The organism is Hydrogenophaga sedimenti (assembly GCF_051857515.1).
Lineage (GTDB): Bacteria > Pseudomonadota > Gammaproteobacteria > Burkholderiales > Burkholderiaceae_C > Hydrogenophaga.
This window is the reverse complement of the sequence record NZ_JBPZHA010000002.1, coordinates 265464-290193: the sequence shown is the minus strand read 5'-3', so window position 1 is coordinate 290193 and position 24730 is coordinate 265464. Positions and strand designations below refer to the sequence as shown.

Below are 24730 nucleotides of genomic sequence, written 5' to 3'. Positions count from 1 at the left end.
GCTGCGCGCGACCCTCTCAAGGGGGCGATGCGAGTGGCCCGGCAAAGCCGGTTCCACCGCATCCTGGGTGGGGAGTCTCGCGCCGGCGAGCTCCTCCCTGACCGTGTCTGGCCTCTGACAGGTTCAGCGATACGCTGTGCGGGCCTGCTTGAGGTCGATGCGGCCCTGCACCACCTTTTCCAGTGCATCGTGGCGCAGGCTGCGCATGCCTTCGCGCACCGCGAGATCGAAGATGTCGGTCGGCCGCGCGCGCTGCTGGATCAGCTGCTTGATGGCCCGGCTGTTCTGCAGGATCTCGTAGATGCCCAGCCGCCCCTTGTAGCCCTTGCCGCCGCAGTGGTCGCAGCCGACCGCGTGGCGCATGCGCACCTCGCCGGGAGAGGCGACGCCGGCGGCTTCGAGCAGCCGGTCCTGCGCCTGCGACAGTGGCATGTCGCTGCCCTCGCGGTATTCCTCCATCAGGGCCGTCCACGCGACGTCGTCGAGTTCGCGCTCGTGCGAACAGTGCGTGCACAGCGCCCGCACCAGACGCTGCGCCACCAGACCCAGCAGCGAATCGGCAAAATTCATCGGGTCCATGCCCAGGTCGAGCAGGCGCACCACGCTCTCGCTGGCGTTGTTGGTGTGCAGGGTCGAGAGCACCAGGTGGCCGGTGAGCGAGGCCTCGATCGCGATCTTGGCGGTTTCGGCGTCGCGGATCTCGCCGATCATGATGATGTCCGGGTCGGCCCGCAGGAAGCTGCGCATCGCGCTCGCAAAAGTCAGCCCGACCTTGGAATTCATCTGCACCTGGCGCAGACCGGGCTGGGTGATCTCGATCGGGTCTTCGGCGGTCCAGATCTTCTTCTCAGCCGTGTTCACCTCGGCCAGCATCGAGTGCAGCGTGGTGGTCTTGCCGGACCCGGTCGGGCCGACGGCCAGCACCATGCCGAAGCTGCGCTGCGAGAAGCTGGCGATGGTCTCCAGGTCGCGCGCCTGCAGGCCCAGACCCGACAGCGGCAGCGGCTTGGCCGATTCGAGCAGGCGCAGCACCACATCTTCGAGTCCGTCGTGGGTCGGCATCACCGCGACCCGCAACTCCAGCGGCCGGCCACCGAACTCGGCGAAATCGATCTTGCCGTCCTGCGGCCGCCGGCGCTCGGAGATGTCCAGCCGCGCCATGATCTTCAGGCGCGAGACCAGCGGCGCGCGCAGCTTGGCCGGCAGCCAGAGGTAGGGTTCCAGGTCGCCGTCGCGGCGAAAGCGGATCGACGTCAGGGCTTCGCCCGCGTTGGACTCGATGTGGATGTCGGACGCGTGCAGGCGCTGTGCCTCGCCGATCATCTCGTTGACCAGCCGCACCATGCCGGCCGACTCGCTGGCCGAAGCCAGCTGTTCGGCCTCGGCGGCCGACCCCACCTCGACCATCGCCTGCATCACCAGATCGTCCACGGTCGCCTGTTCGGCAGGTGGCGCACCCGTGGGCGTCAGCCGCCGGCGCACGTCGTCGACGATGGCCGGCGCGCTGCGGGCGTGTCCCGCCCGTTCCACCCGGTCCTGCACCTCCAGCCGCCGTTCGATCGCCTCGCGGCTGGCCCAGACCATGGCCACCGAGTGACCGGTCAGGGAGCACAACTGGTGGTGCAGGTCCTTGCTGGTCGGCGCGCACGCGGCAACGTAGAACTGTTCGTTGGCCATGCCCAGTGGCACCACGTGCAGCGCGTGCGCCTGCCGCAAAGGCAACAGCTGGAAGGCCTTCGGATCGCCGTCGAACCCCAGCACCTCGATCTCCAGCAAGCCCGCCACCCGCGCCAGCGCGCGCTGCAGTTCGTCGTCGGTCAGCAGCAGGCGCTGCACCAGCTCGCCCGAACGCGAACGCAGCAGGTCCGGGTCTTCGGCCATCAGCGCATGCACCGTGGCCTGGTCCAGCAGGCGCAGTTGCAGCAGGGCATCGGGCAGGCCGACAATCGGCAGCCGGTGGTGCAGTTCCTGGGCCGCCAGGAGTTGCGGCAAGGTATGGACCGCGGCTCGCGCGGTGGCCAGAAAAGTGGCGCTGGAATGGTCCGGAGTAGCGGTGAGGGTCATCGGGTCTCCACGGGTCTGCACATCGCAGATCCCTGAACTTCAAGATACCCCATACCGGTAACAATGTGTTTGATCCCGGGCAAGCGGCGCCCGGCCCAGAGGAGAGTCCCGACGATGTCTTCGTTCTCACGCCTTCTCGCCCTGTGGCTGACCGCAGCGCTCGCCGCTTGCAGCACCACAGTCCCACCAGACGGCTTCTACCGTCCGCCGCCCCAGACCGTCGCACAGCCCGAAGCGGCCTCCGGCTGGACGCCCAAGCCCGGCTGGACCTTCCCGCACATGGCCGTGGCCGCCGCCAACCCGCTCGCGGCCGACGCCGGCCTGCAGGTGCTCAAGGCCGGTGGCAGCGCGGTCGACGCGGCGATCGCGGTGCAGATGGTGCTGACCCTGGTCGAGCCACAGTCCAGCGGCATCGGCGGCGGCGCCTTCCTGCTGCACCACGACGGCCGGCGGGTGCAGGCCTTCGACGGCCGCGAAACCGCGCCGGCGGCGGCGACCGAAACCCTGTTCCTGGGCGGTGACGGCAAGCCGATGCCGTTCATGGAGGCCGTGGTCGGCGGCCGTTCGGTCGGCACGCCGGGCGCCGTCGCCATGCTCGCCCTGGCCCACCGGCAGCACGGCCGCTTGCCCTGGGCCCGGTTGTTCGAGCCCGCGATCACGCTGGCCGAGCAGGGCTTCGCCGTCAGCCCGCGCCTGTTCACCCTGCTGTCCGAAGAAAGCGCGCTCAAGACCGACCCGGTCGCGGCAGCCTATTTCTACCGGGCCGACGGCACGCCGCACCCGGTCGGCCATGTGCTGAAGAACCCGGCCCTGGCTGCGGTGCTGCGCGACCTCGCGGCACAAGGGCCCAAAGCCCTGCACGAAGGGCCTCTGGCCCAGGCCATCGTCGAGCGGGTCCGGCAACACGCCAGCAATCCCGGCCAGCTCAGCGCCAGCGACCTGCGCAACTACCGGCCGGTCGAACGCGAAGCCCTGTGCTTCGACCACGACACCGTCGGTCGTGCGCTGCGCATCTGCGGCTTTCCGCCACCGAGTTCGGGCGCGGTCGCGATCGGCCAGATCCTGGGGCTGCTGGCGCGCACGCCGCAGGGCACCCGCCCGCTGGATGGCACGCCCGACGCACTCTGGCTGCACGCCTACACCGAAGCCTCACGGCTGGCGTTTGCCGACCGGGCGCTCTACCTGGGCGACCCCGACCGGGTGCCGCCGCCCGCCGGGCGCTGGAGCAGCCTGCTGGACCCGGCCTATCTCGACCAGCGCGCGCGCCTGATCGGTACCCAGCGCCTGCCGCAGGCACCGGCCGGGCAACCCGACGCGACCGCCGTCGTGTCCTGGGCGCCGATGCCCGACCAGCCGGAATACGGCACCAGCCACATCAGCATCGCCGACCCGTTCGGCAACACGCTGGCAATGACCACCACCATCGAGTCGGCCTTCGGCGCAAGGCAGATGGTCGGCGACGCCAGGCTGCCCGGCGGCTTCCTGCTCAACAACCAGCTGACCGATTTCAGCTTCACCCCGCGCGACGCGCAGGGCCGCCCGGTGGCCAACCGGGTCGAACCGGGCAAGCGCCCGCGCTCGTCGATGTCGCCCACGCTGGTGTTCGACAAGGCCACGGGCGCGCTGCTGATGAGCGCCGGCAGCCCGGGCGGTGCGCTGATCATCCATTTCACCGCCAAGACCCTGCTGGGTGCACTGGGTGGTGGTCTGAGCCCGCAGGCGGCGATCGACCTGCCGAATTTCGGGTCGGTGGGCGGACCGCTGTTGCTGGAAGCCGGCCGCTTCCCGGTCGGAACGGTCCAGGCGCTCCAGGGGCTGGGTCACACGGTCAGCGAGACGCCGATGCCCAGCGGCCTGCAGGCTCTGCAACGGGTCCAGAAGGACCGTCAGCCGGTCTGGCTCGGCGGTGCCGACCCGCGGCGCGAAGGGATCGTTGCGGGTGACTGAACACCGAGCCCGGAGCGGGGGGTGAACACGCCAAAACGCGGCAGAACCGGCTTTGCCGGGCTGCTCGCGTTGCCCCCTTGAGGGGGTGACGCACCGCAGGTGCGGCGCCGGGGTGGGTCATGGTCAAACGTCGATCGCGCTGGCGGAGCCCGCCCGCTTGCGCAGCTCGAACTTCTGGATCTTCCCCGTGCTCGTCTTGGGCAGCTCGCCAAACACCACATAACGCGGCACCTTGAAACCGGCCAGGTGCTGCTTGCAGTGCCGCACGATGTCTTCGGGCGTCGTGTGCGCACCGAACTTCAGCTCGACGAACGCGCACGGCGTCTCGCCCCACTTCGCATCGGGCCGCGCCACCACCGCCACGGCCAGCACGTCGGGGTGGCGGTACAGCACATCCTCCACCTCGATCGACGAGATGTTCTCGCCACCCGAGATGATGATGTCCTTGCTGCGGTCCTTGATCTTGAAGTAGCCGTCGGCGTACTGCACCGCCAGGTCGCCGCTGTGGAACCAGCCGCCGGCGAACGCCTCGGCCGTCGCCTTCGGGTTCTTCAGGTAACCCTTCATGGCTATGTTGCCCTTGAACATGATCTCGCCCATGGTCTCGCCATCCTGCGGCACCGGTTTCATCGTCTCGGGGTCGAGCACGCGCACATCGCGCTGCAGGTGGTAGCGCACGCCCTGGCGCGCGTTCAGCCGGGCGCGCTCGCCGATGTCCAGCGCATCCCAGCTCGCGTGCTTGGCACAGACCGTGGCCGGGCCGTAGACCTCGGTGAGGCCGTAGACGTGGGTCAGGTCAAAGCCCATCTGCTCCATGCCTTCGATCATCGAGGCCGGTGGCGCAGCGCCCGCCACCATGGCCTTGATGCCGGCCGGCACCCCGGCCTTCATCGCTGCCGGCGCATTCACCAGCAGGCCGTGCACGATGGGCGCGCCGCAGTAGTGCGTCACACCGTGGTCGCGCATGGCGTCGAAGATGGCCTGAGGGTCCACCCGGCGCAGGCAGACGTTGACGCCGGCCCGCGCGGCGATGGTCCAGGGAAAGCACCAGCCGTTGCAGTGGAACATCGGCAGTGTCCAGAGGTAGACCGCGTGCTTGGGCAGGTCCCATTCCAGGATGTTGCTGATCGCGTTCACCGCCGCACCGCGGTGGTGGTAGACCACGCCCTTGGGGTTGCCGGTGGTGCCGCTGGTGTAGTTCAGCGCGATCGCGTCCCACTCGTCGCCAGGCAAGTGCCAGGCGAAGGCCGGGTCGCCGCCCGCCAGGAAGGCTTCGTAGGTGGTGCTGCCAATGGGCGAGCTCTCGCCGGTGAACAGCGCGTCCTGCACGTCGATCAGCAACAGCGGCGTGGTGGCCTGACGCAGCTTGAGCGCCTTGGCCATGGTGCCGGCGAATTCGGGGTCGACGATCACGGCCTTGGCTTCGCCGTGGTCGAGCATGAAGGCGATGGCCTCCGGGTCCAGCCGGGTGTTGAGCGCATTGAGCACGGCGCCGGCCATCGGCACGCCGAAGTGCGCCTCGACCATGGGCGGGGTGTTGGGCAGCATCACCGCCACCGTGTCGTTCTTGGCGATGCCGGCGCGCTGCAGGGCACTGGCGAGCTGGCGGGTGCGGGCGTAGGTCTGGGCCCAGGTCTGGCGCAGGCCGCCGTGCACGATCGCGAGCCGGTCGGGATACACCTCGGCCGTGCGTTCAATGAACGACAGCGGCGAGAGCGGCGCGAAGTTGGCTTCGTTGCGGGGCAGGTCCTGGTCGTAAATGCTCGTCATGCGGGTCTCCGGGTTCGTGGACGTCGTGGGGGAGAATAGCCCCGTGGCCATACCGCAATCTTTCATCCAGGAACTGCTCAACCGCGTCGACGTGGTCGACGTGGTGGGACGCTACGTCCAGCTGAAGAAAGGCGGCGCCAATTTCATGGGGCTGTGCCCGTTCCACGGCGAAAAATCGCCGTCGTTCAGCGTCAGCCCGACCAAGCAGTTCTACCACTGCTTCGGCTGCGGAGCCAACGGCAACGCCATCGGCTTCCTGATGGAACACGCCGGCATGAACTTCGTCGAGGCGGTCAAGGACCTGGCGCAGCAGGTCGGCCTGCAGGTGCCGGAGGACGACGTCTCGCCGCAGGAGCGCGAGCGCGCCGCCCAGCAGCGCCAGAAGCAGGCCACGCTGACCGACGTGCTGGAGAAGGCGGCCAAGGCCTACCAGAAAGACCTCAAGGCCTCGCCCCGCGCGGTGAACTATCTCAAGGGCCGCGGCCTGTCGGGCCAGATCGCCAAGGACTTCGGCCTGGGCTACGCGCCCGAAGGCTGGCGCCATCTGGCCGGCGTGTTCCCCGACTACGGGGAGCCGCTGCTGGTCGAGTCGGGCCTGGTGATCGAGCACGAGGACGAAAAGGGCCAGGACGGCGAGGCGAAGCGCTACGACCGCTTCCGCGACCGGATCATGTTCCCGATCCGCAACGTCAAGGGCGAGTGCATCGGCTTCGGCGGGCGCGTGCTGGACAAGGGCGAACCCAAGTACCTGAACTCGCCCGAAACCCCGGTGTTCAGCAAGGGCCGCGAGCTGTACGGCCTGTTCGAGGCCCGCACCGCGATCCGCCAGCACGGCTACGCCCTGGTGACCGAGGGCTACATGGACGTGGTGGCCCTGGCTCAGCTGGGTTTTGCCAACGCCGTGGCCACGCTGGGCACCGCCTGCACGCCCGACCACGTGCACAAGCTGTTCCGCTTCACCGACGCGGTGGTGTTCAGCTTCGACGGCGACGGCGCCGGCCGCCGCGCCGCGCGCAAGGCCCTGGACGCCGCCCTGCCCCTGGCCACCGACACCCGCAGTGTCAAGTTCCTGTTCCTGCCGACCGAACACGACCCGGACAGCTACATCCGCGAGCACGGCGCCGACGCCTTCGCGAACTTCGTCAAGCAGGCGGTGCCGCTGTCGAAGTTCCTGATCGACGCGGCCAGCGCCGACTGCGACCTGTCCGCGGCCGAAGGACGTGCCCGCCTGTCCAGCCAGGCCCGGCCACTGTGGAACGCCCTGCCCGAAGGCGCCCTCAAGCGGCAGCTGCTGGGCGAACTGGCGCAGCAGATCGGCATCGGCACGCCGGACCTGCAACAACTCTGGCAGCGCGACGACCGCGGACCGCGCCGGCCACGCGAAGAGCGCGCCCAGCCTGCGCCCCAGGGACAAGCCGCCCCGTCTGGCTCGGACCACCAGTCCTCGCCCTATTCCACCTCGACGTCCGCCCCGGCCCCACAAGCCGGCCCTGGCGCCTGGAGCGCGCCGGCCGAAACCTACAGCCGGGGACAGTGGAACGGCGGAAGCGGCGGTGGCCGCAGCAACTGGCGCAAGGGACCGCCCCCGCCACCACGCATGCTGGGCCGCCAGACCGCGAGCAAGAGCCGCGCGGACCGCGCGGTCGGCCTGCTGCTGGCCAACGCCGCCGCCTGGGACAGCCTGTCGGCCGACGACCACGCCATGCTGGCGCACATGCCCGCTCCGCACGGCCCGGTCTTCGCCTGGCTCGAAGCCCAGCTGCACGAACACGGCGCCCAGTCCTGGGCCGCCCTGCGCGAAGCCCTGCGAAACGAGGCCTTCGAAGGCTATGCCTGCGCCGAGGTCGAACAGGCCACGGTCGCCGCCGACAGCGATGCCGAACTGAGCGAACTGGCTGGTGTGATGGACCTGCTGCGCCGCGACGAGCTGATGCGGCTGAGCCAGGCGCTGTCGGTGCAGGCCGAGACCGACCCGGCCGCCCGCGAGCGCCTGCGGGAGCTCAATGAGCGCATCAAGGCGCTAAAACCGGGCAATCCGATATAATTCAAGGTTTGCACCGCAAGCGCGACAGCAGCACCTCCGGCACCGGCCACTCCCCAGGACAGGGGTTACACGGGACTCCCCCAGGCCAACCCGGCGACCGCACTCCGGTCCCGGCGCACCCCGCAAGGACTGCACACCAAATGTTCGCCCACACAGCTTGCAGGCCCGCACTTCCCCGGCGAAGTACGGGCTTCAGTGCTTGATTCGCCCGACAAAAACCACCGGATCCGCGCCCGAAATGGCGGCATTCTGGCGATTTTTGTGTGTCTCAGCCGGTTTCTTTCCTGACGATTTTTGAGGTATCCATGCCCGCGAAGAAAGCCAGTACGCCTGCCCCCAGCACCAAAGCCGCCAAGCCTGCCGCCAAGGCCGCAGCTCCCGAGCCGAAAAAGAAAGTCTCTGCCCCCGTGACCGACAAAGCCCCTGCCAAGAGCGCCGCCAAGGCCCCCGTGAAAGCCGCCGCCAAGACCGGCAAGACCAAGGCCGACGAACTCGACACCGTCGACGCCGAAGAACCGGCGAAGAAAAAACCGGGTCGTCCGGCCAAGGCCGCCGCCGACAAGCCGGCCGCCAAGCGTGGCCGCAAGCCCAAGGCCGCCGCCAAGGAAGACAGCGATCTGGATGACGCCGACCTGAGCGACATCGAAGAGGATCTGGCCGAAGAGGTGGTCGAGGAAGTCGCCGACCCGGCAGCGCCGGCCGAGAAGGTCAAGCCGCTGCGCATGAAGATCAGCAAGGCCAAGGAGCGCGCGCTGATGAAGGAATTCGGCCTGGACGAAACCGTCCTGTCCGAAGAAGAAGCCAAGCTGCGCCGCGAACGCCTCAAGACCCTGATCAAGCTGGGCAAGACGCGTGGTTACCTGACGCACAGCGAAATCAACGACCACCTGCCCGACAAGCTGATCGATGCCGAGACGCTGGAAGTGGTGATCGCCCTGCTCAACGACATGGGCGTGGCGGTGTACGAACAGACACCGGATGCCGAAGCGCTGATCATCACCGACAACGCCCCCACCGGTTCGAGCGAGGAAGAGGCCGAAGAAGCCGCCGAAGCCGCGCTGTCCACCGTGGACAGCGAATTCGGCCGCACCACCGATCCGGTGCGCATGTACATGCGCGAGATGGGTACCGTCGAACTGCTGACGCGCGAAGGCGAAATCGAGATCGCCAAGCGCATCGAGGGCGGCCTCAACGACATGATGGCCGCGATCAGCGAAAGCCCGGCCACCATCGCCGAGCTGCTGGCGATGTCCGAAGAAATCCGTGAAGGCAAGGTCGTGATCTCGACCGTGGTCGACGGTTTCGCCGACGCCGATGCCGCCGACGACTACGTGGCCGAAGAAGACTTCGACGACTACGACGAGGCCGACGACGACGATGGCAAGGGCGGCTCCAAGGCCCTGACCCGCAAGCTCGAAGAACTCAAGCGCGAAGCGCTGCTGCGCTTTGACACCATGCGCGACCAGTTCGAGAAGCTGCACAAGATCTACGACAAGGAAGGCTACGGCACGCCCCACTACGTCAAGACGCAGCAGTCCATCACCGAAACGCTGATGACCATCCGCTTCACCGCCAAGGCGATCGAGAAGCTGTGCGGCACGCTGCGCGGTCAGGTCGACGAGGTGCGCAAGAAGGAACGCGAACTGCGCCGCATCATCGTGGACAAGTGCGGCATGCCGCAGGAGACCTTCATCAAGGAATTCCCGGCCAACCTGCTGAACCTCAAGTGGGTCGAGAAGCAGGCCGCCGCTGGCAAGCCGTGGAGCGTGGTGATGCAACGCAACATCCCGCCGGTGCAGGAGCTGCAGCAGGGCCTGATCACGATCCAGAGCAGCGTGGTCGTGCCGCTGTCGCACCTGAAAGACATCCACAAACGGATGAACCAGGGCGAGTCCACCTCGCGCGACGCGAAGAAGGAAATGATCGAGGCCAACCTGCGTCTGGTGATCTCGATCGCGAAGAAGTACACCAACCGCGGCCTGCAGTTCCTGGACCTGATCCAGGAAGGCAACATCGGCCTGATGAAGGCGGTGGACAAGTTCGAATACCGCCGCGGCTACAAGTTCTCGACCTACGCCACGTGGTGGATCCGCCAGGCGATCACGCGCTCGATCGCCGACCAGGCGCGCACGATCCGCATCCCGGTGCACATGATCGAAACGATCAACAAGATGAACCGCATCAGCCGCCAGCATTTGCAGGAACACGGCTTCGAACCCGATGCGTCCATCCTGGCCGAGAAGATGGAGATGCCCGAGGACAAGATCCGCAAGATCATGAAGATCGCGAAAGAGCCGATCTCGATGGAAACCCCCATCGGCGACGACGACGATTCGCACCTGGGCGATTTCATCGAGGACCAGGCCAACACGGCGCCGATCGAGGCCGCCATGCAAGCCGGTCTGCGCGAGGTGGTCAAGGAGATCCTGGACAGCCTGACGCCACGCGAAGCCAAGGTGCTGCGCATGCGTTTCGGCATCGAGATGTCGACCGACCACACGCTGGAAGAGGTGGGCAAGCAGTTTGACGTGACGCGCGAGCGCATCCGTCAGATCGAGTCGAAGGCGGTGCGCAAGCTCAAGCACCCGAGCCGCTCGGACAAGCTGCGCAGCTTCATCGATTCGCTGTAATCCGTTTCAGCGTTTCTTTGTCACATTGCGGGGGCCTTCGGGCTCCCGTTTTGTTTTTCGACGCTCTGCCGTTGAACTTCCCCTCCATGTTGACCGCGGCTGGATGGGCCTGCGCCGCTCATGTCCCCCGGCGGCCTGCGGCCGCCTCCTCCTTTACTTCGCTCTGCAGGCCCACCCAGCCACGGTCAACGCGATCACCAGGGAACTCCCCCAGTGGTGTGCCAACAGTGCTTCGGTGCCGGAAGTGATCGGTGCCTGACGCAGCGAAGTAAAGGAGGAGAACCGGCGCAGCCGGTTCGGGGGACATGAGCGGAGTCGGGCACCGGTCGCTTCCGGCACCCGCCCAACAAGCAGGCATGAAAAAGGGGCCACGAAGGCCCCTCATTCACTCGGCGAGAAAAGCAACAGGTCAGACCGTCTCCAGCGCCAGCACGCCCGTCGCCGTATTGGAAATCGGGATGTGGTAGTTGCTGTGCACCTTGCGCACCCCCGAACCACCGGCCGTCAGCGCCGCCCGCATCGCCAGCCACATCAGCAGCTCCACACCCTGCGTGCCCGCCTTCTCCACCAGCTCCAGATCGCTGAACTGCGTCGCCCACTCCGGGTTGGTTTCCATGCTGTCCAGGAACTGCAGATCGAACTGCTTGTTGATGAAGCCAGCGCGTTCTCCGTCCAGTTGGTGACTCAGGCCACCCGTGGCCATCACCGCCACGCGCTTGTCGCTGTCCCAGCTCTGGATCGCTTCGCCCACCGCCTTGCCCAGCTTGTAGACCCGCTTGGCGGTCGGCAGCGGGAACTGCACCGTGTTGATGTTGATCGGCACGATCTGCACCGGTGCGATTTCGTGCTCGGGCCAGAACAGCTTGAACGGCAGCGTGCAGGCGTGGTCCACCAGCATCTCCTGGCAGGTCACGATGTCGAACTCCTTGGCGATCAGCTGGTTGATCAGGTGCCACGACAGTTCCTGGCAACCCGGGATCGGCGGCAGCGTCGGAATGCCCCAGCCTTCGTCGGCGTTGCTGTAGGTCGCGGCGGCGCCCACCGCAAACGTCGGCATCTTGTCGAGGAAGAAGTTCAGGCCGTGGTCGTTGTAGAACACCACCACCACGTCCGGCTTGACCTTGCCCAGCCACTGGTGGATCGGCGGGAAGCCGTCGAAGAACGGTTTCCAGTAAGGCTCGTTCTGCTTGCCCTTGTGGATGGCGCCGCCGATGGCGGGGATGTGCGATGTGGCCAGGCCACCGATGAGTTGTGCCATGTCTTGTGTCTCCGGTTAATTCAGCATTGAGCGTTGGCGGCGACCAGCTTGGCCTTGAATTCGTCCTTGGTCATGCCCGTCTGCTGGGCACCGATGTCCTGCATGTCCAGGCCGAAGATGCCGGCGAACTTGGCCAGGTAGTAGGCGTTGCCGCCGGCGGCGATCAGGGCCAGCACCTGCTTGGAGCGGATGGCCTCGGCCTGCTCGCTGTTCAGACCGTACTGCTGCATGTAGGCCTCGGGATCGGCCACGAAGGCGTCGCGGTTGGCCTTGTGGTTGAAGGAATAGCACATCTTGTTCAGCGCGTAGCCCTTCTGGGCCGCACCACCGTCGAATGGCGTGGTGCCGGGAATGGTCTTGCTCACGGTTGTCTCCTGCAAGGGGTGGATTGACTTCGGTCAAGGCGGAAGTATTCCCAGCCCATTGCCAAAGATAAACAGATGAATGATCATCAAATACATGAATGAATTCGATTGGTCAGACCTCGATGCCCGGCTGCTGCAGTTGCTGGTCGCGGTTGTCGAGGCGGGCAGCATCACCGGTGCGGCCCATGCGCTGGGCGTCACGCAGTCGGCGGTGAGCCACCAGCTGGACAAGCTGCGCGCGATCACCGGCGACGCGCTGTTCGTCAAGAGCGGCCGCGGCATCGTCGCCACCGCGCGGGCGGGCGAACTGGCCACGCAGGCCCGCGAGCTGCTGCGCCAGTTGCAGGGCTTCGCCCACTCGGGCGCCTTCGACCCCGCGCGCTGGCAGGCGACCGTGACGATCGCCGCCAACGACTTCCAGCGCGACGTGCTGCTGCCGCCACTGATGGTGCGCCTGCGCGAGGCAGCGCCCGGCGTCGCGCTGCGGGTGATTCCGTCGGCGATTCCCAGCCTGGAGATGCTGCGCGATGGCGCTTGCGATCTCGCGATCAGCCCGCGCCCCCCCGAAGGCAGCGACATCCTGCAAAAGCGCCTGTTCGAGGACGAATACCGCGTGTTCCATGACCCGGCTGCCCGCGCCGCGCCGGCCTCGCTGAAGGACTACCTCGCGGCCGACCACATCACCGTGGTCTACGAACCCCGGCGCGCGCTGGACCTGGACCGCACGCTGGCCGCGCGCGGCGTGCGGCGGCGCTTCGCGGTCATGGTGCCCGGCTTTGCGGGCATGCCCGGCTTCCTGCGCGGCAGCCAGTTGCTGGCGGCCGCCCCCAGCCTGCTGGGCCGGGGCCTGCTGGCCGGGTTCGCGAGCGTGCCCATGCCCCTGCCCTGCCCGAAACTGCCGATGTACCTGATCTGGCACCGCCGCCACCAGGACGACGCGGCGCACCGCTGGCTGCGCGGGACGCTGGAGGCGCTGGTGCCGGGGGTGATGGCGGACCAGCCTCCGGCCTGACGCGGCCGCGCCTCAGCGCACCAGCGCGCCCAGCGCCGCCACCCCGACCGGCGCCTGCGGCAACCACGGCAGCACAAAGGTCCGCTTCGCCAGCCCGTTCGCAATGCGCTCGGTCTGCCGCACCTCGCCCGCCAGCCGCGCCTGCAGCAGCGGATCGGTGGTGCCGGTGGCGGCGATGCTCTTGTTGATCACCCAGGCCCACGGTTCGATCTTCGCGCGCCGCAGGTCGTCCTGCAGCGCCGCGGCCTGGCTCACCGGCGTGACCTCGGGCAGGGTCACGATGACCACGCGCGTGGTGTCCGGGTCCTGCAGGCGCATCAGCGGCGTGATGATGTGCAGGCCCTGGCCCTGCGTCCGGCCTTCGTACTGCCGCGTCATCTGCCGGTGGTAGGCGCCGGTGGCGTCCATCAGCAGCAGGCTGTGGCCGGTGGGCGCGGTGTCGAGCACGACGAACGACGACCGCGCCTCGTTGACCACGCGGCTGAAGGCGTGGAACACCGCGACTTCTTCGGTGCAGGGCGACTGCAGGTCTTCGAGCAGCAGGGCCCTGCCCTGTTCGTCGAGGTCCTTGCCGCGCGTGGCCATGATCTTGGCGATGTAGGCGGCGGTCTCGGCCCTGGGATCGATGCGCCCGACCTTGAGGCCTTCGAGGCTGCCGTTGAGCGCGTCGGCCACGTGGGCGGCCGGGTCGGTGGTGGTCAGGTGCACGCTGTGGCCACGTTGCACCAGACCGACGGCGAGCGCGGCGGCGATGGTGGTCTTGCCCACACCACCCTTGCCCATCACCATGACCAGGCCGTGACCGGTGGCGGCGAGCTCGTCGGCCAGACGGGACAGTGGCCCGGCGGACAGCAGGGGCCCTGCCGTTGCGGGCTCGGGCGTCGCCACTTCGCCACCCTGCAGCAGCGCCCGCAACGCAGGCAGGCCCACGGTGTCGAAGGCACGCAGCGGCACCTCGTCGCGCGGCAGACGGGCCAGCGCACCGGGCATGCTGTCCAGCGCCTCGCGGCCCAGCCGTTCGATGGCGGTGGCGATGGGGTCGCTGGCGCTGATGGCATGGAACACGCCGTTGACCGCCAGCCGCTGGTTGCCCAGGCCAAGCTGCCGCAACTCTTCGGCGGTGCGCGCGGCCTCTTGCATGGGCCGCGGGTCCGGCCGTGTCACCAGCACCACCGTCGTCTGCGCCGGATCGCTCAGGGCCTGGAGCGCCGCGTTGAAGCGCGCCTCCTGCATCTTCAGGCCCGAGTGCGGACCGAGACAGGACGCGCCACGGTCGTTGCCGGCGAGAAAGCCGGTCCAGGCCTTGGGCAGGCTCAGCAGGCGCAGCGTGTGGCCGGTCGGTGCGGTGTCGAACACCACGTGGTCGTACCCACCTTCCACGCCCTCGCCGGCCAGCAGCGCGGCGAACTCGTCGAAGGCGGCGATCTCGGTGGTGCAGGCGCCCGAGAGCTGCTCGCGCACCGTGGCACGCTCACCGTCGCTCGCCCCTGACGCCATCTGCGCCAGCACGCGCTGGCGGTAGGCCTCGGCGGCTGTGTCGGGGTCGATGTTGAGCATCTGCAAACCCGGCACGCCGGGCACCGGCACCGGCTGGTTGGACAGCGGCACACCCAGCATCTCGTCGAGGTTGGAGGCGGCGTCGGTGCTGACCAGCAGCACCTTCTGTCCCGCATCGGCCAGTGCAATCGCGGTCGCGGTGGACAGGGAGGTTTTGCCCACCCCGCCCTTGCCGGTGAAGAACAGGAAGCGGGTGGGAGCGGTGGCGAAGCCGGGCAGAAACGCGGTGCGGTCGGAGTTCATCGCCGCAGCATGTCACAACAAGGGCCGCACGGCGATGACCGACATCAAGCCGGTGGCAGCGTGACCGTCACCTGCAGCCCGGGCTGGGCGTTGCGCACCTCGAAACTGCCGCCGTGGGCGCGCGCAACCAGCCGGCACAGGTACAGGCCCAGCCCCACGCCGCCGGCGCTGCGGGTGCGCGCGCTGTCGGGCCGGTAGAAGGCCTGGGCCAGCTGCTCGATCTGGTCGTCGGGCACACCGGGTCCGTGGTCACGCACCCCGATGTGCAAGGCCCCGGCGGCGTCCACCGACAGCCGAACGACCGGCGCCTGCGGGGCGCCGGCACCGTGCCGCAACGCGTTGTCCAGCAGGTTGCGGATCAGCAGGCGCACACGCGCGGGATCGATCGCCACCCTCGGCAGATCGGCCGGCGCCTCCACCGTCACCTGCGCCGCACCCGCGTGGCGCGCGCCCAGGTCCTGCACCACCGACCGCGCCAGCGCCGCCAGATCGGTGGGCTCACGCTGCAGCGCGGCGTGGTGGCCAGCCAGGCGTTCGCTTTCCAGCAGGTCGGTGATCAGCGTCGCCATTTCCTGCAGGTCGCGCAGCAGCGCGTCGCGCTGCGGGTTCACCTCGGCCGACTCGGGCAGCAGCTCGGCGTTGAGCCGGGCGCGCGTGAGCGGGCTGCGCAATTCGTGGCTGATCGCCAGCAGCAGCGCGCGCTTGGCTTCGAGCATCTGGTGGATGTCACGTCCCATGGTGTTGATGGTCAGTGCGAGCTCGCCCAGTTCGTCGGGGCCGTGCACGCAGCGCTCGGGAATCGGCAGGCTGAAGTCGCCGGCGCCGAACCGCCGGGCGCCTTCGCCGATCGCGTCCAGCGGCTTGAGCAGGCGGCGCACATAGAGCCAGGCCAGCAAGGTCAGCAGCAACAGGGCGCACAGCAGATACCCGATCATGCGCGGCCGGTGCTCGAAGGCGTCGCCGTTGATGCCGAACTCGATGGTGTGGCCGTCGGCGGTCTGGCGGTGCAGGATGCGCGGCCAGTCCTTGCCGTTGCCCCAGTCCTGCCCCACCGATGGCGCATCGCTGCTGCGCGCGCGGATCCAGTCGGGTGGCCCCTGGTCGGGGTGCGAGGCCCAGTTGACCACCGGCCCGCTGATGCGCACCGTCAGCGGCAGGCGCTGGGTGATGGCGCGCGCGCGCTCGACCGATGGGGCGCCACCGCCCGTGACCTCCAGCGTGAGCCGGTCGACGTAGTCCATCAGGATCGGCCGGGCGGCGTCGCGCCAGCCCATGGTGAAGGCCTTCTGCGCGCCGGTGAAGAACACGAAGCTCAGCGCCGCCGCCAGCACCAGGAACACCAGCACCATGCGCAGCTTGATCGAATGCGCAACGCGGTGCTTGGCGCGGCGCCAGGCGGACTTGTTCTCCGACCTCATTCGGCCTCCCGCCGCAGCGCCAGCGAGTAGCCCGCGTTGCGCAGGGTCTTGATGCAGTCCAGCGGCTCCAGCTTCTTGCGCAGGCGGCTGACTACGATGTCGACCGCGCGCGTGTAGAGGTCGGCCTCGTGGCCACGCAGCTGGTTGAGGATGTCGTCGCGGCTGAACACCCGGCCCGGTTCGCGCGCCAGCACCGCCAGCAGCTCGTATTCGGTGCCGGTCAGCTCGATGGCCTCGCCCTGGCGCAGCACGCTGCGGCGCGCGGTGTCGATTTCCAGGCCCTCGAACTTCAGCGTCGGCGCGGCGCCGAGCACGGCCGCGTGACCGTTGCCGTTGGGCTTGAGGCGGCGCAGCACGGTCTGCAGCCGGGCCACCAGCTCGCGCGGCTCGAAGGGCTTGGGCAGGTAGTCGTCGGCGCCGATCTCCAGGCCGACGATGCGGTCCATCACCTCGCCGCGCGCGGTCAGCATCACGATCGGGATGTCGCTGTCCCTGCGGATGGTGCGGCACAGTTCGAAGCCGTCCATCTCGGGCAGCATGACGTCGAGGATCGCGGCGTCGAAACCGCCGCCGCGCAGCAGCGCCAGCCCGGCGCTGGGCCGGGTGGCGTGGACCAGTTGCAGCTCGAAGCGCTGGAAGTAGGCGGCCAGCGGCGGTCCGAGGTTTTCGTCGTCGTCGATCAGCAGGATGCGGTTCATCGGTTCATTCTGACAGGGCGCGGTGGCGCAGGATCAGGCGGCGAAGCCGGTGCTGCTCGCCCGGGGCCAGGGCGTCAAAGCGCGCGCCCACCGACAGCAGCTCGGGCAGCAGCGGCACGGCTTCGACCGGCTGCTGCTGCGAAAAGCGCGCCCAGAGCGCGAGCGCGTGTTCGCGATCGAACTGCGGCCCCCAGAACAGGGTCAGCAGCTCGGCGTGCGGATCGTCGGCGTCGGCCAGCAGGACCGCCGTGTGCGGGCGGACCTGCCGGGCGATCGCGTGGATGGCGTCAGCCACGGCCCCACCAGCCATGGCCACGGCGCTCCAGCTTCTCGCGCACCTGCTTCTGCTGCTCGGGGTTGAGGCTGTCGTAGAAGTCGCCGAAGGCGGCCACCACCTTGGGGCCCTGGCCCTGCAGCACGGTGGTCTTCTGCTCCAGCATCTGCTGGGCCTTGCTGCGGTCGAACTTGTCGCCGGCGATCAGCGAGGCCATGTCGGCGCGCGGGCTGGCCGACTCGCCGCGGAAGGCCTTGCGCGAGGCGATCATCTCGTCGGCCAGCGCGCCCAGCTTGGTCTTCTGCTCGGCGTTGAGATCCAGCTTGCTGCTGATCTTGTCGACCGCCTTGCCGCGCATCTCGGTGATCTTCTCGTCGCTCCAGCCGCGGGCGTGGTCGCCGCGCGCGCCGCAGGCGGTGAGACCGCCGAGAACCACGGTGGCGGCCGCCAGGCCGATGAGGGAGCGCTTGATCCAGGTTTTCATGACGGTGTTCCTTTCGGGAATCGGTTGAACATGACCGTGATGGTGCCCAGACCCACCCCGCAGCGGGTGTCGGCGCCGTCTCGCTTTTTTTCGGTTTGTTTCAGCCGCGGGTCACCGTGGTGTCAACCAGCGTTCACGGCAATGTCACGGCACGCGGGCACGCTCTCGCCGTCCCCACACACCGCCACCCAGCCATGCGCCATCAGCCCCTGCACCTTGTTTCCTCCATCGCCCTGGCCCTGGGCGCCTGTTCCGTCCAGGCCCAGACCGCCTACCCCGCCACCCTGGCCGGCCACGCGGTGCTGCCCGCCAAGACCTTCATCGCCGCGCCCAAGGACGCGCCCGCCGACCTGCGGGTTAGCGGCAAGTTCACCACCGGCCAGCGCGTGGAAGCCATCGGCACGGTCGAAGGCAAGTCGGCCGGCCGCCCCACCGGGGTGTCGCTGCCGTTCCAGGGCCAGCCCGCGCAGGGCCATTCCGGCATCAAGCGCATGGCCGACGGCAGCTTCTGGCTGCTGACCGACAACGGCGCCGGTTCCAAGGCCAATTCGCCGGACTTCATGCTCTACCTCAACCGCTACGCGATCGACTTCAAGAGCGGCCAGTTCAAGCGCCAGCAGACGGTGTTCCTGCACGACCCCGACAAGAAGGTGCCGTTCCGCATCGTCCACGAAGGCACGAAGCAGCGTTACCTCACCGGTGCCGATTTCGACACCGAAAGCGTCCAGATCATTGGCGACACGATCTGGATCGGCGACGAGTTTGGCCCGTACCTCATCAAGACCGACATGAAGGGTCGGGTACGGGCCGTCATTGAAACGAAGGTGGATGGCAAGACCATCGTCTCGCCCGACCATCCTTCGGTCACCACCCCGGGCGCGCCCGGCGGTGAAGTGAAGTTCCAGTCGCGCCGCTCCAAGGGCTACGAGGGCATGGCCTCGTCCCCCGACGGCAGCAAGCTCTACGCCCTGCTTGAGGGCGCGCTGTGGGACGACGCGGCCAAGGCCTACGAAACGGTCGACGGCAAGCAGTACCTGCGCGTGCTGGAGTTCGACGTGAAGACCGAGCGCTGGACCGGCCGGCACTGGAAGTACGTGCTCGAAGCCAACCACCACGCGATTGGCGACTTCAACATGATCGACGCCACCACCGGCCTGATCATCGAGCGCGACAACGGCGAAGGCACGCCCGACAAGGCCTGCCCCGCAGGCGAGAAGCGCCCCGACTGCTTCCACGACCTGCCGCAGTTCAAGCGGGTCTACAAGATCGAGCTGAACGAAGCCAACGTGGGTGCGCCGCTGCGCAAGATCGGCTACATCGACCTGCTGCACATCGCCGATCCGGCCAAGCTGGCGCGCAAGCCGCTGGTGGGCGGCGAGCTGAGCTTCCCGTTCTTCACCATCGAGAACGTGGACGTGGTCGACGCGACCCACATCGTGGTCGGCAACGACAACAACCTGCCCTTCTCCAGCAGCCGCGAGCCCAACCAGGCCGACGACGACGAGCTGATCCTGCTGGAGGTCGGCGACTTCCTCAAGGCGCGCTGAACGCGCCGCACCGGTCCGGGTGATGCGCTGAACGCATCACGGCGGGGGAAACGGCATCTGGCGTGTGGAGGCCCTGCCACCTACAGTGCGGGACCTTCCCAACGCTGTCACACCCATGCCCGATGCCGTCCCTCCCCTGACCGACCTGGCCTACGGGCCGCACCCCCGGCAGCGGCTCGACGTGTTCCGCCCGGCCGGTGTGCAGGGCGCACCGGTGCTGGTGTTCTTCCACGGCGGCGGCTTCATCCGCGGCGACAAGGGCATGCGGGCCAACGTCGGCGCCTGGGGCGCTGCGCAGGGTTTCGTGACCGTGCTGGCGAACTACCGGCTGGCGCCCGATCACCGCTGGCCCAGCGGACCGGAGGATGTCGCGGCAGTCTGGCGGTTCGTGCGCGAACAGGCCACCGGGTGGGGCGGTGATCCGTCGAAGATCGTGCTGGCCGGCGAGTCGGCCGGCGCGGCGCACGTGGCCGCCGCCGCGCTGATGACCCGCTTCCAGCCCGCCGGCTGGCAGATCGCGGGTGCGGCCCTGCTCTCCGGCCCCTACAACGCCGGACTGGAAGCCGCCGCCCCCGAGGCATTGGGCATCGCGCAGCCCGACATCCGCAACAACGCCTACTTCGGCGACGACCCGGCGCTCTGGGCAACGGCCAGCACGGTGGACCAGGTCGATGCGGCCCCCTTCCCCCTGCTGATCGCGGCCGCCGAACGCGACCTGCTGCAGATGCAGGTGCAGGCCGGCGAGCTGTTCGCACGCCTGGTCACGCGACACGGCTATTCGCCCGAGCTGCACTGGTGGCGCGGCCACGACCACTTCACCCCCGGCGCCTCGCTGGGCAGCGAGGACGGCACGGTCGGCGACCCGCTGGCCGCCTTCGTCCGCCGCGCCTGCGCCGCCTGACCTGAAGCGGCACGCTCAGTCGCGCGGCAAGCCGCGCAACAGCACGTCGCAGAAAAATTCGGACGGCGGCGACAGCGGCAGGTCGGGCCGGCGCACCAGCACGATGGCCGGCGCCGGCAAGACCTCGCGCACCGCGATCACGTCCAGCACGTCTCGGGTCATCGCAAAACTCATCCACTGCCTGGGCAGCATGGCCAGCAGGTCGGTCTGCGCCAGCGCCACCTGCACCGACAGCGCCGAGTGCGCGCGCAGCATCACGCGCGGCGCTTCGAGGCCGTGTGCACCAAACAGCCGCGCCAGGTCTTCTTCCGCGTTGTGGTCGATGGTGGTCGCGGCCCACTCGGCATTCGCCAGCGCCTTGAGGCTGCGCACCCGCGCCAGCGGATGCCCCTTGCGGCAGACCACCACGCGCGTGTTGTCGCACAGGTGCTGCAGCGCCAGGCCAGGCGCCGGTTTGAGGCGCGGCGCGGCGCCCAGGTAGAAGTCGATGCTGCCGTCGCGCAGCGCGCCTTCGACCGCAGGCAACAGGCTCTCGGTGATGCTCAGCTTGACCTTGGGATAGGTGCGCCGGAACACCGGCAGGGCCTCGGGCAGCATGCCCAGGTGCGGCATGATGGACAGCGCCACCGACACCGTGCCCTCATAGCCCGGTCCCGGCTGCTGCACCTCCTCGCGTGCACGCCGCGCCTCGTTGGCGATCGCGCAGGCGCGGCGGTGAAAACGCACCCCCTCCGCCGTCAGCACCATGCCCGTGGTCTGTCGCGCAAACAGGTCCACCCCCAGTTCCCGCTCCAGCGCCCGCACGCTGCGCGTCAGCGCGGGTTGCGGTTCGTCCAGGCGGCGCGCGGCCGCGCGCAGGCTGCCGTGTTCAACGATGGCGATCAGGTGCTGCAGCTGTTCGAGTTTCATGGGAACGGGTCGTGGAGAGGAGATTCAGAAAACGAATCGCTTTTGACAAAGCGCCATCTTATTGGAATCCCCGCGTCTCCCTAGAGTTCGCCCCACCCCGACACCCGGGGACGGTCCAGAACCACAAGACGGAGACAAACATGCCACTGATTTCCAAGCGCGGCCTGCTGCAGGCCAGCCTTTCCCTTCTGGCCCTGGCCAGCACCGGGGCCATGGCCCAGGCCTGGCCCAGCAAACCCGTGCGACTGATCGTGCCGGCCGGTGCCGGCGCTGCCCCCGACGTGATCGCCCGCATCATCGGCGAGAAGCTCTCGGCCGCCTGGGGCCAGGGCGTGGTGGTCGACAACAAGCCCGGTGCCGGCGGCATCCCCGGCATGTCGGCGCTGGCCCGCTCGACCCCCGACGGCTACACCATCGGCTTCGTGCCCGCGGCCATGGGCACCATCACGCCGCTGGTGTTCAAGAACCCGCAATTCAACCCCGACACCGAGCTGGCCTCGGCCGCCACCGTGGGCATCAGCCCGCTGATGCTGGCCGTGCCGGCCAGCAGCCCGATTCACTCGGTCGCCGATCTGGCCAAGGTCTCCAAGGCCAACCCCGGCAAGATCAATTTCGCCGCACCGCAGCTCAACTCGCTGCCGCACCTGGCCGGCGAGATGGTCAGCAAGGCCGGTGCGATGGGCCTGTTCACCGTGCCGTTCCGCGCACCGCCCGAAGCGGTCACCGCCGTGCTGTCCGGCGACGCGACGCTGACCATCGACGGCGTGCCGGGCCTGCTGCAGCACGTGAAGTCGGGCCGCCTGCGCGCCATCGGCGTCACCTCGGCCAAGCGCCTGCCGGGCATCGACGTGCCGGCCGTGGCCGAGACCTACCCGGGCTACGAAGCCATCGGCTGGTTCCAGATCATCGTGCCCGCCGGCACGCCGGCCGCCATCGTCGAACGCATCAACGCCGACGTGAACCGCATCACCGCCTCGCCCGAAGTCACCGCCAAGCTGGGCGAGATGGGCGTCTACCCGCGCCAGGACAGCGTCAAGGCCGCCGCCGACTTCTTCGACGAGCAGCAGAAGGCGATGAAGCGCCTGGTTTCCGACCTCGGCATCCAGCCGCAGTGACCCCTTTCATTCCACGGAGCATTTCCATGAGTACCCGCAAAAAAGCCCTCGTCACCGGTGGCGGCACCGGCATCGGCCGCAGCGCCGTGCTGGCCCTGGCCCGCGCCGGCTTCGACGTCGCGATCAACTACGCCTCCAGCGCCCAGGCCGCACAGGAAGTGGCCGCCGAAGCCCAGGCCCTGGGCGCGCAGACGCTGCTGCTGCAGTGCGACGTCAGCGACGACGCCGCTGTGCGCCAGATGCTCGCCAAGGTGGGCGAGGCCTTCGGCCATCTCGACACGCTGATCAACAACGCCGGCACCACCGCGACCTGGAAAGTCAAGGACCTGGACAGCCTGGACATGGACGCCTGGGACCGCACCTTCGCGGTCAACGTGCGCGGCAACTTCCAGGTCACGCGCGCCGCCGTGGCGCTGCTGCGCAAGAGCAAGGAATCGGGCGGCGAACCCTGCATCGTCAACACCGCGAGCATCGTGGGCCTGCGCCCCGGCCCGCAGCCGCCACCGTACGCCGCCAGCAAGGCCGCCGTGGTGAGCCTGACCAAGATGATGGCCTGGAACCTGGGGCCGGACATCCGCGTGAACGCTGTCGCTCCCGGCTGGATGGAAGGCGACTGGATGGAACGCATGCTGGGCGACAAGTACGACGCGCTCATGGGCGCGCGCGCCAAGGCCACGCCGCTCAAGCGCTGCGTGACCGCCGACGACGTGGCCGAGGTGATGCTGAACCTCATCACCGGCATGCGCTTCGTGACCGGCGAGGTGGTCGTCATCGACGGCGGCTTCACGAGCTCGACCTGACCCAACCCATACGAGGAGACCAACATGCTCGAAGGCTTCGTTCCCTTCCCCCCCGAATACGCCGCGCGCTACCGCGCCAAGGGCTACTGGCAGGACCGCTCGCTGGCGCAGGAATTCGATGCCGTGTTCCAGCGCTACGCCGAGCGCGTGGCGCTGATCGACGGCGACACCGTCTACACCTACGCCGAGCTCGACCGCGTCAGCTCCAACCTCGCGCTCAACCTGCTCGAACTCGGTCTGCAGCCGCTGGACCGCGTCGTGCCCACGCTGCCCAATGTGCACGAGTTCGTGGTGCTGTACTTCGCGCTGCAGAAGATCGGCTGCATCCCGATCGCCGCCCTGGTCACGCACCGCTACGCCGAGATCAGCCAGTTCGTGCAGCTCTCGGGTGCGACCACCGCGGTCTACCCCGACACGTCGGGCGACTTCGCCTTCGGCCCGGTGATCACCCGCGTGCAGGCCGAGCACCCGTCGCTGAAGTTCCGCATCGTGCTGGGCGAAGCCGGCGCCGGTGAGGTGTCGTTGCGCGAGCTGATCAAGAAGCCAGCGACGTTGCCTGCCTCGCGCCTGAGCGAGATCCAGATCGACCCGACCGACCCCTGCATCTTCCAGCTCTCGGGTGGCACCACCGGCATCCCCAAGCTGATCCCGCGCACCAACAACGACTACGCCTACAACTCCAAGGTGGCGGCCGAGGTCACCGAGATCACGGCCGACTCCACGCTGTTGCTGGTGCTGCCGATCGCGCACAACCTGCCGCTGGCCTGCCCGGGCATCCAGGGCTTCATGTTCAAGGGCGCCAAGGTCGTCCTGCACGGCAACACGCGACCGGCCGAGATGTGCGCGCTGATCGAGAAGCACAAGGTCACGCACCTCAAGGTCGTGCCGGCGCTGCTGATCCGTCTGATCAACGACCCGGCGGTGGAGAACTTCAACCTGTCCAGCCTGAAGCTGATCCAGAGCGGCGGCCAGCGCATGCAGCCCGAGGTGCGCGCGAAGACGCGCGCGCTGATCCCTGGCGTGTTCGTGCAGGAGAACTTCGGCATGTCCGAAGGCACGCTGATGTTCGTGCGCGCCAGCGACCCCGAAGAGGTGAAGCTGGAAACCTGCGGACGCCCGGTCTGCGAGGACGACGAGGTGCTGCTGCTCGACGACGAAGGCCACCTGGTGCCCGACGGCGAGGTCGGCGAGTTCACCGTGCGCGGCCCCTACACGCTGCGCGGCTACTACGGCGTGCCCGAGTACAACGCGCGCCAGTTCACGCCCGAGGGCTTCTACCGCTCCGGCGACCTGATGCGCAAGCACCCGAGCGGCAACTACATCGTCGAAGGCCGCAAGAAAGACCTCATCAACCGCGGCGGCGAAAAGATCAGCGCCGAAGAGGTGGAGAACCTGATCCTCATGCACCCCGCCGTGCAGAACGTGGCCTGCGTGCCCATGCCCGACGCGGCCATGGGCGAAAAGATGTGCGCCTTCGTGATCCTCAAGGCCGGCCAGAAGTTGCACCTCAAGGAACTGGTGGGCTTCCTGCTGACCAAGGAAATCGCCAAGTTCAAGCTGCCCGAGCGGCTGGAAGTGCTGCCCGACTTCCCGGTCTCCACCTTCGGCAAGGTGTCCAAGAAAGCCCTGGGCGAACTGGTCGCCAGCAAGCTGCAAGCCGAGCAAGCCGCCACCGCCCACTGACCCCACAACAC

Annotated in this window: 19 protein-coding genes; 9 read left to right on the top strand and 10 right to left on the bottom strand. The window is 68.3% G+C overall.

Translation table 11 applies throughout. The annotated features are described in order from the left end of the window. Positions 1-123: 123 nt before the first annotated feature. Positions 124-2064, bottom strand: a complete 1941-nt coding sequence (locus ACS5NL_RS04030) for a GspE/PulE family protein (protein WP_439352342.1) — start codon at positions 2062-2064, stop codon at positions 124-126. Positions 2065-2178: 114 nt separating this feature from the next. Between ACS5NL_RS04030 and ACS5NL_RS04025 the strand changes: the two genes are divergently transcribed. Next, on the top strand, positions 2179-4011 hold the full coding sequence (locus ACS5NL_RS04025; protein WP_439352340.1) for a gamma-glutamyltransferase family protein: 1833 nt from the start codon (positions 2179-2181) through the stop codon (positions 4009-4011). Positions 4012-4134: 123 nt separating this feature from the next. On the opposite strand, the gene ACS5NL_RS04020 is transcribed toward ACS5NL_RS04025, so the two are convergent. Next, positions 4135-5781, bottom strand: a complete 1647-nt coding sequence (locus ACS5NL_RS04020) for an acyl-CoA synthetase (RefSeq protein ID WP_439352338.1) — start codon at positions 5779-5781, stop codon at positions 4135-4137. A 43-nt stretch (positions 5782-5824) separates the two neighbouring features. Between ACS5NL_RS04020 and dnaG the strand changes: the two genes are divergently transcribed. Further along, a complete protein-coding gene (gene dnaG / locus ACS5NL_RS04015; RefSeq protein WP_439352336.1) occupies positions 5825-7825 on the top strand; it encodes a DNA primase in 2001 nt (666 codons plus the stop codon). Between the two features lie 305 nt (positions 7826-8130). Then, on the top strand, positions 8131-10455 hold the full coding sequence (rpoD, locus tag ACS5NL_RS04010) for an RNA polymerase sigma factor RpoD (RefSeq protein ID WP_439352335.1): 2325 nt from the start codon (positions 8131-8133) through the stop codon (positions 10453-10455). 409 nt (positions 10456-10864) lie between these two features. Here rpoD and ACS5NL_RS04005 read toward each other — a convergent pair whose 3' ends face one another. After that, on the bottom strand, positions 10865-11713 hold the full coding sequence (locus tag ACS5NL_RS04005) for a class III extradiol dioxygenase family protein (protein WP_439352333.1): 849 nt from the start codon (positions 11711-11713) through the stop codon (positions 10865-10867). Positions 11714-11733: 20 nt separating this feature from the next. Then, complete coding sequence (locus ACS5NL_RS04000; protein ID WP_439352331.1) at positions 11734-12078, bottom strand: protocatechuate 4,5-dioxygenase subunit alpha; 345 nt, start codon at positions 12076-12078, stop codon at positions 11734-11736. Positions 12079-12172: 94 nt separating this feature from the next. Here ACS5NL_RS04000 and ACS5NL_RS03995 point away from each other — a divergent pair, with 94 nt between their 5' ends. Then, entirely contained in the window at positions 12173-13090 is a 918-nt protein-coding gene (locus ACS5NL_RS03995; RefSeq protein WP_439352329.1) for a LysR family transcriptional regulator, read from the top strand. Positions 13091-13102: 12 nt separating this feature from the next. Here ACS5NL_RS03995 and arsA read toward each other — a convergent pair whose 3' ends face one another. From arsA to ACS5NL_RS03970, 5 genes are read right to left on the bottom strand one after another with little or no spacing between them, the layout of a single operon-like run. Beyond that, complete coding sequence (arsA, locus tag ACS5NL_RS03990) at positions 13103-14890, bottom strand: arsenical pump-driving ATPase (RefSeq protein ID WP_439352327.1); 1788 nt, start codon at positions 14888-14890, stop codon at positions 13103-13105. Positions 14891-14934: 44 nt separating this feature from the next. Further along, positions 14935-16308, bottom strand: a complete 1374-nt coding sequence (locus ACS5NL_RS03985) for a HAMP domain-containing sensor histidine kinase (protein ID WP_439352325.1) — start codon at positions 16306-16308, stop codon at positions 14935-14937. Then, positions 16305-17006, bottom strand: coding sequence for a response regulator transcription factor (locus ACS5NL_RS03980; protein WP_439352323.1), 702 nt, complete (start codon positions 17004-17006; stop codon positions 16305-16307). The genes ACS5NL_RS03985 and ACS5NL_RS03980 overlap by 4 nt, the downstream gene beginning before the upstream one ends. Positions 17007-17010: 4 nt before the next feature. After that, positions 17011-17301, bottom strand: coding sequence for a hypothetical protein (locus tag ACS5NL_RS03975; RefSeq protein ID WP_439352321.1), 291 nt, complete (start codon positions 17299-17301; stop codon positions 17011-17013). Beyond that, a complete protein-coding gene (locus ACS5NL_RS03970) occupies positions 17294-17764 on the bottom strand; it encodes a Spy/CpxP family protein refolding chaperone (RefSeq protein ID WP_439352319.1) in 471 nt (156 codons plus the stop codon). Before ACS5NL_RS03970 ends, ACS5NL_RS03975 begins: the two co-directional genes overlap by 8 nt. A gap of 194 nt (positions 17765-17958) precedes the next feature. On the opposite strand from ACS5NL_RS03970, the gene ACS5NL_RS03965 reads away from it, so the two are divergent. Both ACS5NL_RS03965 and ACS5NL_RS03960 read left to right on the top strand, forming a co-directional pair. Then, the gene (locus tag ACS5NL_RS03965; protein ID WP_439352318.1) at positions 17959-19311 is read left to right on the top strand and encodes an esterase-like activity of phytase family protein; all 1353 of its coding nucleotides are present in this window, start codon (positions 17959-17961) and stop codon (positions 19309-19311) included. A gap of 115 nt (positions 19312-19426) precedes the next feature. After that, positions 19427-20212, top strand: a complete 786-nt coding sequence (locus ACS5NL_RS03960) for an alpha/beta hydrolase (protein ID WP_439352315.1) — start codon at positions 19427-19429, stop codon at positions 20210-20212. A gap of 15 nt (positions 20213-20227) precedes the next feature. Here ACS5NL_RS03960 and ACS5NL_RS03955 read toward each other — a convergent pair whose 3' ends face one another. Further along, positions 20228-21121, bottom strand: a complete 894-nt coding sequence (locus ACS5NL_RS03955) for a LysR family transcriptional regulator (protein ID WP_439352313.1) — start codon at positions 21119-21121, stop codon at positions 20228-20230. A 140-nt stretch (positions 21122-21261) separates the two neighbouring features. Here ACS5NL_RS03955 and ACS5NL_RS03950 point away from each other — a divergent pair, with 140 nt between their 5' ends. The 3 genes from ACS5NL_RS03950 to ACS5NL_RS03940 are packed head-to-tail and all read left to right on the top strand — an operon-like array spanning position 21262 to position 24719. Next, positions 21262-22236, top strand: coding sequence for a Bug family tripartite tricarboxylate transporter substrate binding protein (locus ACS5NL_RS03950; RefSeq protein WP_439352311.1), 975 nt, complete (start codon positions 21262-21264; stop codon positions 22234-22236). A 26-nt stretch (positions 22237-22262) separates the two neighbouring features. After that, positions 22263-23036: an SDR family NAD(P)-dependent oxidoreductase gene (locus ACS5NL_RS03945; protein WP_439352309.1), complete on the top strand. Its 774-nt coding sequence runs from the start codon at positions 22263-22265 to the stop codon at positions 23034-23036. A 24-nt stretch (positions 23037-23060) separates the two neighbouring features. Then, on the top strand, positions 23061-24719 hold the full coding sequence (locus ACS5NL_RS03940) for a (2,3-dihydroxybenzoyl)adenylate synthase (RefSeq protein ID WP_439352307.1): 1659 nt from the start codon (positions 23061-23063) through the stop codon (positions 24717-24719). Positions 24720-24730 lie beyond the last annotated feature (11 nt).

Bases quoted from the DNA above. Each gene is read 5' to 3' on its own strand.
- ACS5NL_RS04030 (WP_439352342.1), bottom strand. From the start codon at position 2,064: ATGACCCTCACCGCTACTCCGGACCATTCCAGCGCCACTTTTCTGGCC.
- ACS5NL_RS04025 (WP_439352340.1), top strand. From the start codon at position 2,179: ATGTCTTCGTTCTCACGCCTTCTCGCCCTGTGGCTGACCGCAGCGCTC.
- ACS5NL_RS04020 (WP_439352338.1), bottom strand. From the start codon at position 5,781: ATGACGAGCATTTACGACCAGGACCTGCCCCGCAACGAAGCCAACTTC.
- rpoD (WP_439352335.1), top strand. From the start codon at position 8,131: ATGCCCGCGAAGAAAGCCAGTACGCCTGCCCCCAGCACCAAAGCCGCC.
- ACS5NL_RS04005 (WP_439352333.1), bottom strand. From the start codon at position 11,713: ATGGCACAACTCATCGGTGGCCTGGCCACATCGCACATCCCCGCCATC.
- ACS5NL_RS03995 (WP_439352329.1), top strand. From the start codon at position 12,173: ATGAATGAATTCGATTGGTCAGACCTCGATGCCCGGCTGCTGCAGTTG.
- arsA (WP_439352327.1), bottom strand. From the start codon at position 14,890: ATGAACTCCGACCGCACCGCGTTTCTGCCCGGCTTCGCCACCGCTCCC.
- ACS5NL_RS03985 (WP_439352325.1), bottom strand. From the start codon at position 16,308: ATGAGGTCGGAGAACAAGTCCGCCTGGCGCCGCGCCAAGCACCGCGTT.
- ACS5NL_RS03980 (WP_439352323.1), bottom strand. From the start codon at position 17,006: ATGAACCGCATCCTGCTGATCGACGACGACGAAAACCTCGGACCGCCG.
- ACS5NL_RS03970 (WP_439352319.1), bottom strand. From the start codon at position 17,764: ATGAAAACCTGGATCAAGCGCTCCCTCATCGGCCTGGCGGCCGCCACC.
- ACS5NL_RS03965 (WP_439352318.1), top strand. From the start codon at position 17,959: ATGCGCCATCAGCCCCTGCACCTTGTTTCCTCCATCGCCCTGGCCCTG.
- ACS5NL_RS03960 (WP_439352315.1), top strand. From the start codon at position 19,427: ATGCCCGATGCCGTCCCTCCCCTGACCGACCTGGCCTACGGGCCGCAC.
- ACS5NL_RS03955 (WP_439352313.1), bottom strand. From the start codon at position 21,121: ATGAAACTCGAACAGCTGCAGCACCTGATCGCCATCGTTGAACACGGC.
- ACS5NL_RS03950 (WP_439352311.1), top strand. From the start codon at position 21,262: ATGCCACTGATTTCCAAGCGCGGCCTGCTGCAGGCCAGCCTTTCCCTT.
- ACS5NL_RS03945 (WP_439352309.1), top strand. From the start codon at position 22,263: ATGAGTACCCGCAAAAAAGCCCTCGTCACCGGTGGCGGCACCGGCATC.
- ACS5NL_RS03940 (WP_439352307.1), top strand. From the start codon at position 23,061: ATGCTCGAAGGCTTCGTTCCCTTCCCCCCCGAATACGCCGCGCGCTAC.